We start from the raw sequence: 14,508 nt of genomic DNA, 5'->3' as shown, positions 1-14,508 counted from the left end.
ACCCCGCCGCGGGGCAGGGTCGTGGAGGCGGCCGGGGCTGCGGGGGAGCGCCGGTGCGCTCAGCGGCGGCCGGGCTCTTCGTCGCTCTGCTGACGGGTGCCTGTGGGAGAGGCGGCGGAGCCGGGGGGTCCGGCAGGCCCGTCGGATCCCGTGGGCGCGGCGGGCGCGGACTGCTGCAGATCGGCGTCGAGCTGGGTCAGATCCGCGTTGAGCGCTGCCATCAACTCCTCCATCTGCTGCAGCAGGCCCTTGGGTGCGCCCTGCTGGGCGGGCACGGGCGCATCGTGCGCGGCCTCCTGCTCGGGCACGGCTTCCTTGGACATGACGGCCTCCTCGGCCCTCGCCCTCCCGAGGGGGAGAGGCAGTTGGTGCAGGCGACGCCCCGGCAGCGGCCGCCGGTGCGGGTGCCGGGGCGGTCCGGCACCGCCCGAGCCAACGATCATGCGTCGGGCGTGGTCACTGGTGCGGGCCCGGGCCGCCGCCGTGTTGACGGATTTTCACCCGACCGGGGCGGTGGGGGTTCGGCGGGACCGGCACGGTTGACGGGCGTTCGAGCGTGCAGGATGGAGCCATGGATCTTCGAATCTTCACCGAGCCCCAGCAAGGGGCCACCTACGACACCCTGCTCGCCGTCGCCAAGGCCACCGAGGACCTCGGGTTTGACGCCTTCTTCCGCTCGGACCATTACCTCCGCATGGGTTCCGCCGACGGCCTGCCGGGGCCCACGGACGCATGGATCACGCTCGCCGGGCTCGCCAGGGAGACCAAGCGGATCAGGCTGGGCACGCTCATGACGGCCGGTACGTTCCGGCTGCCCGGTGTGCTCGCCATCCAGGTGGCGCAGGTCGACCAGATGTCGGGCGGCCGGGTCGAACTGGGTCTTGGCGCGGGCTGGTTCGAGGACGAGCACAAGGCGTACGGCATTCCCTTCCCCAAGGAGAAGTTCGCCCGCCTCGAGGAGCAGCTGGCGATCGTCACCGGGCTGTGGGGCACGGAGGTCGGCCAGACGTTCAGCCACGACGGCAAGCACTACCAGCTCACCGACTCCCCGGCCCTCCCCAAGCCCGCCCAGGCCAAGGTGCCGGTCCTGATCGGCGGCCACGGCGCGAAGCGCACCCCGCGCCTCGCCGCGCAGTATGCCGACGAGTTCAACATCCCCTTCGCCTCGGTCGAGGACAGCGAGCGGCAGTTCGGCCGGGTCCGCGCCGCCGCCGAGCAGGCCGGACGCAAGGGCGGCGACCTGGTGTACTCCAGCGCGCTTGTGGTGTGCGTCGGCAAGGACGACGCGGAGGTCGCCCGGCGTGCGGCGGCGATCGGCCGCGACGTGGACGACCTCAAGGCGAACGGCCTTGCGGGCTCTCCCGCCGAGGTCGTCGACAAGATCGGGCGGTACGAGGCGATCGGCGCGAGCCGCATCTACCTCCAGTGCCTGGACCTGGCCGACCTGGACCACCTGGAGATCATCTCCTCGCAGGTGCAGTCGCAGCTGTCCTAGACCATCGGTCGGCCCCTGTACGTGGCCGCCGGGCTCACCCCTCCGGTGCCCGGCGGCCACTTTGCGTAGTGGGGGTCATGCGGAGTTTGTGAACTTGTGAGGGGTCTATGTGCAGTCGGGCAGTCGGATAAACCTGTTGCGGAGCAAGATCGCTGCATCGAGGTAACTGGGCAACAGTTCCAGGCGAGTTGGGCGAACCGGCCGTTAGCGTTCCCAACGGATCCGGGCGGATTCCCGGATTCGCCCACGTATCTCCTCATCTCGTAAAGGAGAGCTCGCCCGATGACCGTTGAGACCAGCCCGGAAGAGCGGCTGGAGCCTGCTCGGCGGACCAGCCTGAGCACTGAGGCGGCCCGCAACCTCACCACCACGACCAAGTCCGCCCCGCAGATGCAGGAGATCACCTCCCGGTGGCTGCTGCGGATGCTCCCCTGGGTGGAGACCAAGGGCGGCACGTACCGGGTGAACCGGCGGCTGACCTACACCGTCGGAGACGGGTGCATCGAGTTCGTGCAGGACGGCGCCGACGTCCGGGTGGTCCCGCGCGAGCTGGGCGAGCTGGCCCTGCTGCGCGACTTCGACGACGTCGAGGTGCTGACGGCGATCGCCGACCGGTTCGTGCAGCGCGACTTCCGTGCGGGTGAGGTGCTCGTGGAGCGGGGCGCCCCCGCCGAGCAGATCCATCTGATCGCCCATGGCCGGATCAACCAGACCTCCGTCGGCAAGTACGGTGACGAGGTGTCCGTGGCCGTACTTGCCGACGGAGGCCGGTTCGGCGAGGAAGCCCTGCTGGACGACGACGCGCGGTGGGGGTACACCGCCACGGCGGCGACCTCCGGCACCCTGCTGACCCTGTCCCGCGCCGAGTTCGCCGCGCTCACGTCCGCCGCGCCGAGCCTGCGGACCCATCTGCAGGAGTTCGCCGCGCGCTCCGTGCCGCGCCAGACCCGGCACGGCGAGGCCGAGATCGCGATGTCGTCGGGCCACGTCGGCGAGGCGCGGCTGCCGGGCTCCTTCGTGGACTACGAAGCCCGCCCGCGGGAGTACGAACTCTCGGTCGCCCAGACGGTGCTGCGCGTCCACACCAGGGTCGCGGACCTCTACAACGGGCCGATGAACCAGACCGAGGAACAGCTCAGGCTCACCATCGAGGCGCTGCGCGAGCGCCAGGAGCACGAGCTGGTCAACAACCGTGAGTTCGGCCTGCTCCACAACGCCGCCTTCAAGCAGCGGATCCAGCCCCACTCCGGCCCGCCCACCCCGGACGACCTCGACGACCTGCTCTGCCGCAGGCGCGGCACCAAGTTCTTCCTCGCCCACCCCAGGACCATCGCGGCCATCGGCTGGGGATTCAACGCCTGCGGGCTCTACCCGGACAACGTCGACCTCGGCGGCCAGCAGGTCCCCGCCTGGCGAGGCGTACCGATTCTGCCCTGCAACAAGATCCCCATCTCCGAGGACAACACCAGCTCGATCCTCGCGATGCGTACCGGCGAGGACAACCAGGGAGTCATCGGTCTGCACCAGACCGGGCTGCCGGAGGAGTACGAGCCGGGCCTCTCGGTGCGCTTCATGGGCATGAGCGAGCAGGCGATCATCTCGTACCTGGTCACGGCGTACTACTCCGCCGCCGTTCTGCTGCCCGACGCGCTCGGTGTGCTGGAGAACGTGCAGATCGCCCGCAGGCGCGACTAGCCCGCCCGCCCCTCCCGTCACCTCACCAAGGAGCTACGGATGCCCGATCCCGGGCTGCCAACCCTGCACCCGAACCCTGCCATGGAAAGGATTCTGCGCGGCCCGAGCGGTCTGGGCACGGCGGGCCTGTACCTGGGCCTGGAGAGGCGGGTGGAGACCGGCTCGCCGGTGGAGACCGAGGTGCCGGTGGAGACCGGCGTGCCGGTGCAGCCTGCGGCGCCGGTGGAGTCTGCGGTGCCGGTGGAGACCGAGGTGCCGGTGGAGACCGAGGTGCCGGTGGAGGCCGATGCTCCCGGGGAGAGCGCCGGTCCGGCGAAAGGGGCGCCGATCCCGGGGCTCTATTACCACCCCGTGCAGGAGCCCGATCCGGTGCGGGTGGCGGAGGTCGGCCGACGGATCAAGGCGTGGGCGGTGGACGAGGTCCAGGCGTTCCCGCCCGAGTGGGAGGACCAGTTCGACGGCTTCTCCGTCGGCCGCTACATGGTCGCCTGCCACCCGGACGCCCCCACCGTCGACCACCTGATGATCGCCACCCGTCTGATGGTCGCGGAGAACGCGGTCGACGACTGCTACTGCGAGGACCACGGCGGCTCGCCCGTCGGCCTCGGCAGCCGTCTCCTGCTGGCCCACACGGCCCTCGACGACCTCCACACCACACCGGAGTACGAACCGGCGTGGCGCGAGTCGCTCGAATCGGACGCCCCGCGCCGCGCCTACCGCTCCGCCATGGCGTACTTCAGCCGCCAGGCCACCGCCTCGCAGGCCGACCGCTTCCGGCACGACATGGCCCGACTGCACCTCGGATACCTCGCCGAGGCCGCGTGGTCCGAGACGGACCACGTACCCGAGGTGTGGGAGTACCTGGCGATGCGCCAGTTCAACAACTTCCGCCCCTGCCCCACCATCACCGACACCGTCGGTGGCTATGAACTGCCGGCCGATCTGCACGCGCAGGCGGCCATGCAGCGGGTCATCGCCCTCGCGGGCAACGCCACGACCGTGGTGAACGACCTGTACTCGTACACCAAGGAACTCGAAAGCCCGGGCCGCCATCTGAACCTGCCCGTGGTGATCGCCGAACGGGAGGACGTCTCCGAACGGGACGCCTACCTGAAGGCGGTCGAGGTCCACAACGACCTGATGCACGCCTTCGAGGCCGAAGCCGCCGCCCTGGCGGCCGCCTGCCCCGTGCCGAGCGTGCTGCGCTTCCTCAGGGGAGTGGCCGTCTGGGTCGACGGCAACCACTACTGGCACCAGACCAACACATACCGCTACAGCCTGCCCGACTTCTGGTAGAGGAGCCGACACCACTGTGACCAGCACTGAACTCGCCAACGGCACGTCCCTTTCCATCCCCGGCCCGGCGTCCCCCTACCAAGGGGACATCGCCCGGTACTGGGACGGAGAGGCCAGGCCAGTGAACCTGCGCCTCGGCGACGTCGACGGGCTCTACCACCACCACTACGGCATCGGGGACGTGGACCACGCCGCTCTGGGGAACGCGGGCGACAGCGAGTACGAGAAGAGGCTGATCGCCGAGCTCCACCGCCTGGAGTCGGCGCAGACCGACGTGCTCCTCGACCAGCTCGGACCCGTCGGGCGTGACGACACCGTCGTGGACGCGGGGTGCGGCCGGGGCGGCTCGTTGGTCATGGCCCACCAACGGTTCGGGTGCCGGGCGGAGGGCGTCACGCTCTCGGCCAAGCAGGCCGACTTCGCCAACCGGCGCGCCCGCGAACTCGGCATGGAGGACCATGTCCACGCCCGCGTGTGCAACATGCTCGACACGCCCTTCGAGACCGGCCAGGCCAAGGCCTCGTGGAACAACGAGTCCAGCATGTACGTCGATCTGAACGACCTGTTCGCCGAGCACTCCCGGGTGCTCGCGCCCGGCGGCCGCTATGTGACCATCACCGGCTGCTGGAACCCGCGTTACGGCCAGCCCTCGAAGTGGGTCTCCCAGATCAACGCGCACTTCGAGTGCAACATCCACTCCCGCAGGGAGTATCTGAAGGCCATGGCCGACAACCGCCTCGTGCCGCAGGCCATCGTCGACCTGACGGACGCGACGCTGCCCTACTGGGAGCTGCGGGCGACGTCGTCGCTGGTCACCGGCATCGAAGAGGCGTTCATCAACTCGTACAGGGACGGCTCGTTCCAGTACGTGCTGATCGCGGCCGACCGCATCTGACCGAGCGCGCCGCAAGGGGTTGAAGAACCTCAAGAACGACGTCCGGGGCCGTCCGACGACGGCCCCGGACCTCGCACGTCCGCCGCTGTTTCGCTACTGACCGCCGGTGGAGCGGCCGAAGAACTCCAGCTCGGCGATGGCCACCTGGCGCTTCTTGCCGGTGCCGTAGGCCGAGCGCAGGACCAGGCGTGCCTTCACCGCGTCCCGTACGCGCACGTCGATCTTCTGCACGCCGCCGTCGTTGATCCGGCGGTGCATCACGTGCTCCTTGCCCGCCGAGTCGTTGACCACCAGGTCGAACTCCATCGGCCTCGCCTGCTCGGCAGCCTGTGCGCTGCGCGACGAAGTGCCGGGCGTGATCAGGAGGTTGAGCAGGTCGGTGGGCTGACCGAAGTCGGCCTGCAGCCACTGGCCCGCCGAGTCGCCCGCGTAGCCCGTGCCCCACCAGGTGTTGCTGTAGCCGTCGAAGGCGAGCTTGGCCGCCTGCTTGGGGGCGGCGTGCGAGGCGCTGTAGTCGGTGGGGTGGACGGGGACCCGCTTGGCGAAGTGGTCCTGCACGGCCCGCGCGGCCGGCGGCCCGCCGAAGATCCCGCCCACCACCAGGCCGACGACCACCGCGATGCCCACGGCACGGGCGATCCAGCGGGTGCGGTCGCGGTGGAGCCGGGGGCGCTGTCCTGCGTACGGGCCCTCGGCGAGCGGGGTGGTGTTGTCCCTGAGCGGGTTCGCGCAGCTGCGGCAGAAGTGCCGACGCGGGGCGTTGGGCGTCCCGCAGCTCGGGCACGGCGCTCCCGACTCGGGCTCGACGGGCACGGCGGCCTGCCGTACGCGGGGCCGGGCCGCGTCGGGCCTGCCCGGCAGCACGCTGCCCGGAGTCTCCGGCGCCACGGGCTCGGAGCCCTCGGGCACCGGCACGAGCAGGGACCGGATGGCGGTGTCGCTGGGCCGGGGCGGGCCCGCGGTCGGCTCGGGGGCGGTCGGGGGCAGCGGCACTGTGGTGTCGGTGGAACCGGCGGGGGGAGGACCGAAGACACCGGCGGGCGGGGACTGGGCAGCGGGGCCCGCGTCGGCCTCGGGCTGCGACGCGGCGGAGCCGTCCGCGGCCGGAGCGTTGCCCGGGCGGGCGGGGCCCGGCGCGCCTGCCGGGGTGTCCCAGCGGAGGAAGGCCCCGCACGAGTCGCAGAAGGACTGGCCGTGCTGGCGGGCCGGGGTGCCGCACTCGGGGCACGGGATCGTGTTGGCTGGGGAGTTCTGCATGTCGTCCGTCTCGTGCTGGTCGGGCATCTCTAGGTCCCTTCAGGGAAAGGTGTGGCGGTCACCTCGGCCGTGAAGGGGAGGTGGGCGGGGCGGGCCGCCGCGACGACGGCCCGCAGGCGGTGCGGGTCGACCGACGCGGGGTCGCGGACGCGCAGGCTGACGTGCAGGGCGGGGCGCGGGGTGCCGGGGAAGGCGCCCAACGGGCGTGCGGACCAGCTCGCGCCGCCGCTCTCGGCGATCTCCGGGCGTACGCCGAAGGCGAGTTCGACGGCGGCGGCGAGTCCGCGGTGGGTGCCGCGGACGCGGTGCAGTTCGACGGCGGAGGCCACGGCACGGCGGCGCGTCGCCAGCGGTTCGGTGCCGTCGAGTTCCGTGCCGACCCAGTCCGTCAGCCAGCCGAGGAAGTCCTCGGGCGTCAGGGAGGGCGTGAAGTACGCCTCCAGGCAGTCCAGGACGGTGAAGACGGGCGCGAGCACCACGTCCAGACCGGAGACGAAGCGCAGGGCGAAGTCGTCGTCGGCGAAGACGGCGGGCAGCTGGTCGCCGAGGGGGTGCGCGGACCCCAGCTCCGACAGGGACCCGCGCCTCGACCCGGAGCCGTCACCGTTCCCGGCCCACGGGGCGGGCACGAAGCCGTCACCGCCGCCGGAACCGCCGCCGCCCGTTCCCGAGGTGTGCCCGGCCCGGGAGGAGGGGGCGTCCCCGGCACCGGCAGCCTTCACCCACGACGCACGCGCGCCGCCCGAAGTGACCGAGGAGCCCGGAGCGTCCTTGGACACCGAAGCGGGGGCGGGCTCGGTCTTGGGCTCGATCTTGGGCTGGGTCTCAGTCTTGGGCTTGGTCTCGGTCTTGGGCTTGGCCTTGGTTCTGGGCTTGGGCGCGGGCGCGGGCTCGGGTGCGGGTGCCGGGTCCGGGGCGGGGGCCGCGGCGGTCGGCTGCCTGGGCCCGGGGTTCTCCGGAGCGGCATCCGCCTGCTGGGCACTGCTCGGCTCGGAGCCGGGGCCCGGGTCGGCGTAAGGGTTCGGGCCGGTGTAGGGGTTCGGGTCGGTGTAAGGGTTCGGGCCCGAGTAGGCATTGGGGTCGGAGTAGGGGTTCGGGCCCGAGTAGGCATTCGGGTCGGAGTAGGGGTTCGACACGGGCGCGTACGGCGTTCCGGGAGCGTGTCGCGCTTGCGCGGGGTCGGAACCGGGGCCGGGGCCCTGAGTGGGCTCCGCCTCCGCAGGCCCCACCTCCGCGGGCAGCTCCTGCGCGTGTCCCGTCCGTCCGTCGGGCTCCGCCGCCGAAGGCGTGCCCGTCGGCCTCGGGTCGTTCTCCGTGCCGCCCGTCATCGTGCCTCGATGACGCGGACGCGGTGGTCGAAGGGGAACAGGAGGGCGGAGGGGGCCAGTTCGATGCGGTCCGTGGCGTCGCCCCTGCGGCCGGTGAGGGGGTCGGCGGGGTGCAGGAGGACCTCGTCGACCAGCTCCACGCCCGGCACCCGCTGGAGCGCGGCGAAGATCTCGCCCGCGCGCAGGGGGCGGCCGAACGACCAGCCCTCGCCGTGCGCCCCGCCGGTCAGCGGGTCGAGGTAGGCGTACAGCGCGTCGAGCGCCTCGGAGCGGACGCGCTCGGCCTGTGCGGCACGGAAGGAGTGGAGCGTGGCGACCACGGTGACGCCCTGGTAGTAGGGCGGGCCGACCGAGAGGCGGGTGCCCAGCGGACGGCGGTCGTCGAGGAACTGGGTGACGCGGGAGAGGAGTTCCTCACCGGGCACCAGCTGCTCGAAGCGGAGCCTGCCGCCCCGGTCGGGCACGGCCTGGGGGACGACGAGGACGCGGACCGCGTTCTCCCCGGCCTCCGCCGAGTCCGCGGCCAGACAGTGGATCCGCGCCGTCTCGGGCGCGGCCCGCCGCGCCAGCTCCTCGTAGTCGCGCGCCGTCACCGCCCGCTCCTGCGCGCGCAGCGCGATCGGCGCGCGGACCTTGGCCTCCTGGACCGTCTCGCCGTCCACGCCGCCGCGCGCCGCCTCCCGGTTCTCCACCCGGGAGACGTACGGAATGGAGCTGCGCAGGACCTGGATGGCGCCGCGGGCCACATTGCCCGTGCGGCCGCCGCCCGTGCGGTAGCGGGTCGCGCGGATCGCCGCACCCTTCTGGGGCACCGCGCCGAACTGCCGCAGGGAGCCGTCCGGTTCGCGCACCGCGGGGCCGAACGCGATCTCGCCGGTCGCCGCGTCCAGCGTGACGTGCGGGTCGAACGGGCCCGAGCGGGCGAAGTCGTCGACGACCTGCCACTCGGCCCAGCCCGATCCCTCGCCGTCGGAGATCTCCAGGACCAGCGGCGGCCGGTCGGCGACCACCGGCGCCTGGGCCAGCCGGACGCGCTGTCCTGGCACGCCCGTGGAGTCGCCGAGGAGCTCGTCGCGCACGACGTCGGCGTGCGCGACGGCGGTCGTGCCGCCGATGGTGAACGCGGCCGCGGACCGCACGGTCGGCGACGCGCTGTAGAACGGCTGGCCCTTGGCGGCCTCGATGACGCGGCAGCGCAGCCAGCCCGCGTCCTGCCGCCCGATGCGGGACACGATGTGACCGGCGGGGATGTGGAGCACAACGTCGCCGGGGCGGTTGAGACCACCGGTGGAGTCCTCGTCCACCTCGCACTCGGTCCAGCCGTCCGCGGTCCACGCCTCCCACACCAGCGGCGGCTGGCGCGGGTCGACGCCCACGCCGTCCACCCGGCTGTCGAGCTGCAGCACCGCCGCACACCGCGGCACCGCCGCACTGAGCCCGAAGAGCAGCGTGTCACCGGGGCGCGGCGACTCCGCGAAGGCTGCCACGTCACGGCCGCCGAAGATGTCCTGCCCGCAGTCCTGCGGCGTGCTGCCGTCCTCCTGGCGCAGCACGGCCGACAGCTCGCAGGGCACCACGGTCAGATCGTCCTCGGTGGCGAAGGCCACCGCTTCCTCGGTCTCGGTGCGGCTGGTCGCCACCTCCGTCCCCGAGGGCAGGACCACCGACTCGGGCTGCGGCGCGGACAGCCAGAAGGTGACCTCCGCGCGGGCCGCGGAGGGCGGGAAGAGGGTGACGCCGAGCAGGTCGAGGAAGGCCAGGTGGTTCTTCTCCGGCACGCGGTTGAGCCGGTAGACGATCTGGTCGGCCATGTGCGCGACGGCCTCGACGAGGGTGACTCCCGGGTCGGAGACGTTGTGGTCGGTCCACTCCGGGCAGCGCTGCTGGATGTAGCGCTTGGCGTCGTCGACGAACTGCTGGAAGCGCCGGTCGTCGAGGTGGGGTGCGGGCAGGGCCATCGGACTTCAGACTCCGCTCTCTGATTCCGTGGACGGGATCACATAGAAGGGAAAGACGAGACTGCGCGGATTGTTGGTGCCGCGCACGCTGTAGCTCACGTCGATGAAAAGGACGGACGGGTCGTCGGGCGCCGGGCTGACCTCGACGTCCAGGACGTCGATGCGCGGCTCCCAGCGATCGAGCGAGGACCGCACCTCGTACCGGATCCGCCCCGCCGTCGCCTCGTTGACCGGCGCGAACACCATGTCGTGGACGGCACAGCCGAATTCGGGCCGCATCGGCCGCTCGCCCGGCGCGGTGGCGAGCACGAGACGGATCGACTCCTCGATCTCGCGTTCGCGCCGGGCCAGCGCGATGCCGCCGCCGGCACTCGTACGCAGCGGAAACGTCCAGCCCGCACCGACGAACTGCTCACTCATGTCCTGTGACCCCCTCGAGGCACATGGCCCTCAGCTCCCTCAAGTCCCTCAAGTCCCTCAAGTCCCTCAAGTCCTTCAAGTCCTTTAGAACGGCAGGCCGTTGCGCAGGACCGCCGGTGCGGTCAGCGCGACGGTGGCCGGTGAGGTGATGGCGGCCGCCGCGCCCGCGTTGACGGCCACCGCGCCCGCCGCGGTGACGGAGACCGCGCCGACCGCGTTCACGGCCACCGCGCCCGCCGACTTGAGGCTGACGACACCGGTCGCGTTGATGTCCGCCATGCCGCCCGCGTTGACGCCGAACTTGGCGCCCGCCTTGATGTCGACCGCGCCGCCCGCGCTCATCGTCAGCGAGCCGCCCGCCGTCAGCGACAGGTTGCCGCCCGCCCTGATGCTGACGTTGCGGGTCCCGGAGATGGACACGGAGCCGTCGCTGCGGATGGTCACGCTGGTCCGCGTCTCGTCCATGTGGACGGTGAGGCGGCCGTTGCCGGTCTGCAGCCTGATGCCGCTCTTCATACGGGACTTGGCGTCGATGAGCTCCATGGTGTGGCCGCTGCGCGAGGAGACGGAGCGCCAGTTGACCCGGCCGCTGGTCGGGTCGATCGGCTGCAGCCCGTCCGTGCTGGGCGTCGGCTTGTCCCTGCCGTTGTACAACCCGGCGAGCACGTACGGATGTTCAAGGGAACCCCGGTCGAAGGCGACGAGCACCTCGTCGCCCACCTCGGGCATCATCAGGCCGCCGCCCTTGACCCCGCCCATCTGCGCGATGCGGCACCAGTCGCTCTCGTACTTGTCGGAGAGCCACGGGAAGCGCAGCTTGACGCGGTTCAGCCGGAGCGGGTCCTTGGCGTTGCTGACCAGCGCCATCGCGACGCCCGGCACCGCCGGCGCGGCCTCCGTGCCACCGGAGGCGAGACCGTACAGGGAGCGGAACTGCCGCCCGGAGACGGTCAGCCACGTCGTGAACTGCCGCCCGGACTCGAAGACGTGCCGCACGCCGGTCGCCGTGTACTTCCCCTCGAAGGGGAACCCGGCGCCCTTCAGCGCCACGGGCCGCCCCGGCCGCAGGTCGGGGTTGCCGGTGACGGCCACCTCGATCTCGGCGAAGGAGCCCGCCACGTCGTCCGCCAACGACTTCGAGGCGTGCGTGACCTGGGCCTGGGTGGTGTAGGGCGTCCCGGTCTCGGTCAGCTCGGCCTTCCCGAACGGCTGCGAGAGCTGCGCGGGGGTGATGTCGGCGACGATGTCCTTGCTGCGGATCGCCGGGGCCTGCATGGACAGGGCGCGCTTGGCCCGCATGTCCCAGCCCCGCACCCCGGCCGTGGCGACCTGACCCGATGCGGTCACCGCGACCCGGCTGTGCAGCGCGTTGTGCCCGAATTCGAGGACGTACGGGCTCTGCGCGGCCGGTGTCGAGTCGGACGGCGCGCCCGAGGCGGGTGCCAGCTTGGCGAAGCACAGCTTCCCGTCCGGGTCGAAGGACAGGTGGGTGTCGTTCTCCTGGGCGAGCCGGGAGAGGAAGTCCCAGTCGGTGATGTTCGGCTGGGTGGCCAGCTCGTACACCGTCGGCGTGGATTCGATCTTCCCGATCCGCACCTTGTTGGCGGTGGCGACGCGGCGCACGATGTCGGACGCCGTCATGTTCTTGAAGCCCTGCACGCGGCGGTTGCGCAGCAGCCGGTGCCCCTGGTCGTAGCCGCGCACGACGAGCGACTTGCCGCCGCCGTCCGAGTCCACCTCCAGGGCCGTGACCTCACCGGTCAGCATCGGCTTGCCGCGCACACCGTCGGTGAACGGGCACAGGACGGCCTCGGCGCCCACCTTGATCTTCGGGAACTTCTCCAGGATGTCCCCGCCCGTGTCGGCGAAGGTCAGCTGGAAGGCGGACGGCACGTTCACGCTGGCGTCCACCCAGCCCTCCACGAGCAGCAGGGCGAGCTTGTCGGGCAGGACGGACCCGCCGATCTCGGCGTGCAGGACGCTCGTGTACGTCTTCTCACTCATCAGGACTCCACGTGCGCGGGGGTGGTGGCGGGGCCGGGCCGGGCCTCGTCGGCGGCGGGCAGCAGCAGCTCCGTGCCGGGCCGCAGCCGCATCGGGTCGTCGATGTCGTTGGCCTCCGCGATCAGCCGCCAGCGGGTGGCGTCGCCGTACTCCCGCCAGGCCAGCGACGCCAGCGAGTCGCCCGCGACGGTGCGGTGCACACGGCGGGCGGAGAGCGCGCCGGAGGTCGGGTTCTGCCCCTTGGTGGGCATCGAGACCTCGGTGAGCGCGAGCGAGCAGGTGGCGCGGATCGGCTCACCGGTCGGGTTGAAGAGGGTGTACGTGGCGCTGACGTTGGTCACGTACGCCACGAACTGCACGGTGTTGAACGACCCCCACGAGAACCGTACCCACGGCGGCGAAGGACGCTTGGAGGTGACGCTCTGCGGGGTCACCTCGCAGCACGAGAGGAGCATCTCGACCTGCTTCTGCACCTTCCCGGAGTTGGGGGTGCCGGAGGAGTCGAGGAAGACCTCCAGCTGGAGGGTGGCCGGGGCGGCGCCGGTGAACTTCGGCGGGGCGCCGCGGGTGTACGCGACGGCACGCTGCGTACGCCACTCCGCGGACCGCGCCATCTGGAGCTGCGTCGGGTTGAACTGGAACTCCACCTCACCGATCCGCCCGCCCATCGACCCGCCGAGGTCGGTGGGCGGCTGGTGGATGGCGAGCGCGGCACGGACCAGGCTCGCGCCTGCCTTGCCGCCGGTGGGCGCGGCCATCTCAGGCACCTCCCGCGTCGGTGAATCCGTGGTGCGCGATCTCCAGCGTCTCCGTCGCCACGGCCGGACTGTCCGGGCTCAGGCTCGGCCCCTGCCAGCGCACGGGCAGCACCTCGACGAGCCCCCACTGCGCGACGATGGAACCGTCCGCGCGCAGGGCCGCGATCTGCGCGGTGGGCCGCGAGATCCCGGTCGCGATGGACGAGATCCAGGCGGCCACGCGGGCCGTGTCGGCGGTCAGGGGCCGGGTGAGCCGGATGGTGGAGAAGGTCACGCGGGTGGGCAACTGCCAGACGAACCCGTTGTTGCCGCCCTCCTGCCGCTGCTCCACCTCCACCTCGGAGGAGAGCCCGTCGCACCCGTTGAACAGGCCGAGGTCCTGGCCGTCGATGGTGAGCTTGAAGAAGACGGTGGAGCCGGGGTCCTTGGGCGAGGGCATGGTTTCTCTTTGCTGTGGAGGTGGCGGAGGACGGTGGGACGCGACCGCTGCTAGCGGCCGTGGTCCCGGAGTCGGCCCAGCCGCTCGCGGTCACTGCGGAGCTCCGCACGGAGCAGACGCGAGAGCGGAGCGAGGAGCCGCCGCGCGAGGTCGTCGAGATCGGCGGGGGCGGCGGATTCGGAGACGGGGTCGGAGCCGGACTCGGAGTCGGAGCCGGTGTGTTGGTGCTGGGTCTGGGAGGGTGCGGCCGACCTGGTCTCCGCGGCGGTGGTGCCGCTGGCTCCGGCGGTGGACCGGGAGACCGTGGTCTGCTGCCGAGGCGAGGGGGCCGGTTGCGGCTGGGGCTGGGGCTGCGGCTGCGCGGGCTCGGCGGGGGTGGGTGCGGGTGCGGGTACCGCGCGCCGCTGGACGGGGAGCGCGGCCGGGGCCATGACCGTCTGACGGACGGGGGTCTGGGCGGGGGAGGCCGCGCGACGGCTCGCCTGGGGGCCGGGCTTGGCCAGCGGTACGACGACGGGGGCGGCGGGTCCGGAGGCGGCGGCGCTGCGGGGTCCGCCGGGTCCGTCGGTTCCACTGGTCCCGCCGGTCCGGGGTCCGGCACTTGCTGACTTCTGCAGGGGTACGGGGGCGGGCGCGGGAGCCGTTGCGGGGGTGGCCGCTGCCGGGGTCGGGGCGCCCGGTGCCGGGGTGTGCGGCGCGTGAGGCGCGTGAGGCGTGTGCGAGGTCTGCGTAGTGAGGCCCCGGGAGGGGGACAGGGGACGAGGGGGAGCGGTGAGGAGGTCCGCGGGCCGGTAACTGCCGGGGGCGATGCGGCGGTTGATCGGGACGACGGGGAGCGGTTGGGGCTGGGGGTACGAGTGTGAGTGCGGGTGGGGCGTCGCGGTCGCCGGTGCCGGTGCCTGTGTCTGTGCCGGTGCCTGTGCCTGCGGCTGCTGCGGCGCCGGGACTGTGGCCGGGGCCGGG

Annotated in this window: 13 protein-coding genes; 4 read left to right on the top strand and 9 right to left on the bottom strand. The window is 72.2% G+C overall.

Annotated features, from left to right (window positions below):
* Positions 1–59: 59 nt before the first annotated feature.
* Complete coding sequence (locus ABZV77_RS03320) at positions 60–323, bottom strand: hypothetical protein (RefSeq protein ID WP_356249721.1); 264 nt, start codon at positions 321–323, stop codon at positions 60–62.
* Positions 324–571: 248 nt separating this feature from the next.
* Here ABZV77_RS03320 and ABZV77_RS03315 point away from each other — a divergent pair, with 248 nt between their 5' ends.
* The 4 genes from ABZV77_RS03315 (at position 572) to ABZV77_RS03300 (ending at position 5,381) form a co-directional block, all read left to right on the top strand.
* A complete protein-coding gene (locus ABZV77_RS03315; RefSeq protein ID WP_356249719.1) occupies positions 572–1,495 on the top strand; it encodes an LLM class F420-dependent oxidoreductase in 924 nt (307 codons plus the stop codon).
* Between the two features lie 282 nt (positions 1,496–1,777).
* The gene (locus tag ABZV77_RS03310) at positions 1,778–3,190 is read left to right on the top strand and encodes a family 2B encapsulin nanocompartment shell protein (protein ID WP_356249717.1); all 1,413 of its coding nucleotides are present in this window, start codon (positions 1,778–1,780) and stop codon (positions 3,188–3,190) included.
* Between the two features lie 39 nt (positions 3,191–3,229).
* Complete coding sequence (locus tag ABZV77_RS03305; RefSeq protein WP_356249715.1) at positions 3,230–4,486, top strand: family 2 encapsulin nanocompartment cargo protein terpene cyclase; 1,257 nt, start codon at positions 3,230–3,232, stop codon at positions 4,484–4,486.
* A 16-nt stretch (positions 4,487–4,502) separates the two neighbouring features.
* Positions 4,503–5,381, top strand: coding sequence for a geranyl diphosphate 2-C-methyltransferase (locus ABZV77_RS03300; RefSeq protein ID WP_356249713.1), 879 nt, complete (start codon positions 4,503–4,505; stop codon positions 5,379–5,381).
* Between the two features lie 93 nt (positions 5,382–5,474).
* Here ABZV77_RS03300 and ABZV77_RS03295 read toward each other — a convergent pair whose 3' ends face one another.
* The 8 genes from ABZV77_RS03295 to ABZV77_RS03260 all read right to left on the bottom strand — a co-directional run bounded on the left by ABZV77_RS03295 (position 5,475) and on the right by ABZV77_RS03260 (position 13,976).
* On the bottom strand, positions 5,475–6,665 hold the full coding sequence (locus ABZV77_RS03295) for a zinc ribbon domain-containing protein (protein ID WP_356249711.1): 1,191 nt from the start codon (positions 6,663–6,665) through the stop codon (positions 5,475–5,477).
* Between the two features lie 2 nt (positions 6,666–6,667).
* Positions 6,668–7,204: a phage tail protein gene (locus tag ABZV77_RS03290; RefSeq protein WP_356250172.1), complete on the bottom strand. Its 537-nt coding sequence runs from the start codon at positions 7,202–7,204 to the stop codon at positions 6,668–6,670.
* Between the two features lie 758 nt (positions 7,205–7,962).
* Entirely contained in the window at positions 7,963–9,924 is a 1,962-nt protein-coding gene (locus ABZV77_RS03285; RefSeq protein WP_356249709.1) for a putative baseplate assembly protein, read from the bottom strand.
* A 6-nt stretch (positions 9,925–9,930) separates the two neighbouring features.
* Positions 9,931–10,344, bottom strand: coding sequence for a GPW/gp25 family protein (locus tag ABZV77_RS03280; protein WP_356249707.1), 414 nt, complete (start codon positions 10,342–10,344; stop codon positions 9,931–9,933).
* Between the two features lie 84 nt (positions 10,345–10,428).
* Positions 10,429–12,348: a VgrG-related protein gene (locus ABZV77_RS03275; protein ID WP_356249705.1), complete on the bottom strand. Its 1,920-nt coding sequence runs from the start codon at positions 12,346–12,348 to the stop codon at positions 10,429–10,431.
* Positions 12,348–13,106 (bottom strand): LysM peptidoglycan-binding domain-containing protein, encoded by a 759-nt coding sequence (locus tag ABZV77_RS03270; protein ID WP_356249703.1) that lies wholly within the window; start codon positions 13,104–13,106, stop codon positions 12,348–12,350. The genes ABZV77_RS03275 and ABZV77_RS03270 overlap by 1 nt, the downstream gene beginning before the upstream one ends.
* A gap of 1 nt (position 13,107) precedes the next feature.
* Positions 13,108–13,545, bottom strand: coding sequence for a phage tail protein (locus ABZV77_RS03265; RefSeq protein WP_150186695.1), 438 nt, complete (start codon positions 13,543–13,545; stop codon positions 13,108–13,110).
* A 50-nt stretch (positions 13,546–13,595) separates the two neighbouring features.
* On the bottom strand, positions 13,596–13,976 hold the full coding sequence (locus ABZV77_RS03260; RefSeq protein ID WP_356249701.1) for a hypothetical protein: 381 nt from the start codon (positions 13,974–13,976) through the stop codon (positions 13,596–13,598).
* Positions 13,977–14,508: the final 532 nt, after the last annotated feature.

This window comes from Streptomyces sp. NPDC004732 (assembly GCF_040609235.1).
Taxonomy (GTDB): Bacteria; Actinomycetota; Actinomycetes; order Streptomycetales; family Streptomycetaceae; genus Streptomyces.
This window is presented reverse-complemented; position numbering and strand designations above follow the sequence as displayed.

What these genes read in the sequence shown, in the direction of transcription:
- ABZV77_RS03260 (WP_356249701.1), bottom strand. Translation starts at nt 13,976, where the DNA reads ATGGCCCCGGCCGCGCTCCCCGTCCAGCGGCGCGCGGTACCCGCACCC.
- ABZV77_RS03270 (WP_356249703.1), bottom strand. Translation starts at nt 13,106, where the DNA reads ATGGCCGCGCCCACCGGCGGCAAGGCAGGCGCGAGCCTGGTCCGTGCC.
- ABZV77_RS03295 (WP_356249711.1), bottom strand. Translation starts at nt 6,665, where the DNA reads ATGCCCGACCAGCACGAGACGGACGACATGCAGAACTCCCCAGCCAAC.
- ABZV77_RS03315 (WP_356249719.1), top strand. Translation starts at nt 572, where the DNA reads ATGGATCTTCGAATCTTCACCGAGCCCCAGCAAGGGGCCACCTACGAC.
- ABZV77_RS03320 (WP_356249721.1), bottom strand. Translation starts at nt 323, where the DNA reads ATGTCCAAGGAAGCCGTGCCCGAGCAGGAGGCCGCGCACGATGCGCCC.
- ABZV77_RS03265 (WP_150186695.1), bottom strand. Translation starts at nt 13,545, where the DNA reads ATGCCCTCGCCCAAGGACCCCGGCTCCACCGTCTTCTTCAAGCTCACC.
- ABZV77_RS03305 (WP_356249715.1), top strand. Translation starts at nt 3,230, where the DNA reads ATGCCCGATCCCGGGCTGCCAACCCTGCACCCGAACCCTGCCATGGAA.
- ABZV77_RS03280 (WP_356249707.1), bottom strand. Translation starts at nt 10,344, where the DNA reads ATGAGTGAGCAGTTCGTCGGTGCGGGCTGGACGTTTCCGCTGCGTACG.
- ABZV77_RS03285 (WP_356249709.1), bottom strand. Translation starts at nt 9,924, where the DNA reads ATGGCCCTGCCCGCACCCCACCTCGACGACCGGCGCTTCCAGCAGTTC.
- ABZV77_RS03275 (WP_356249705.1), bottom strand. Translation starts at nt 12,348, where the DNA reads ATGAGTGAGAAGACGTACACGAGCGTCCTGCACGCCGAGATCGGCGGG.
- ABZV77_RS03310 (WP_356249717.1), top strand. Translation starts at nt 1,778, where the DNA reads ATGACCGTTGAGACCAGCCCGGAAGAGCGGCTGGAGCCTGCTCGGCGG.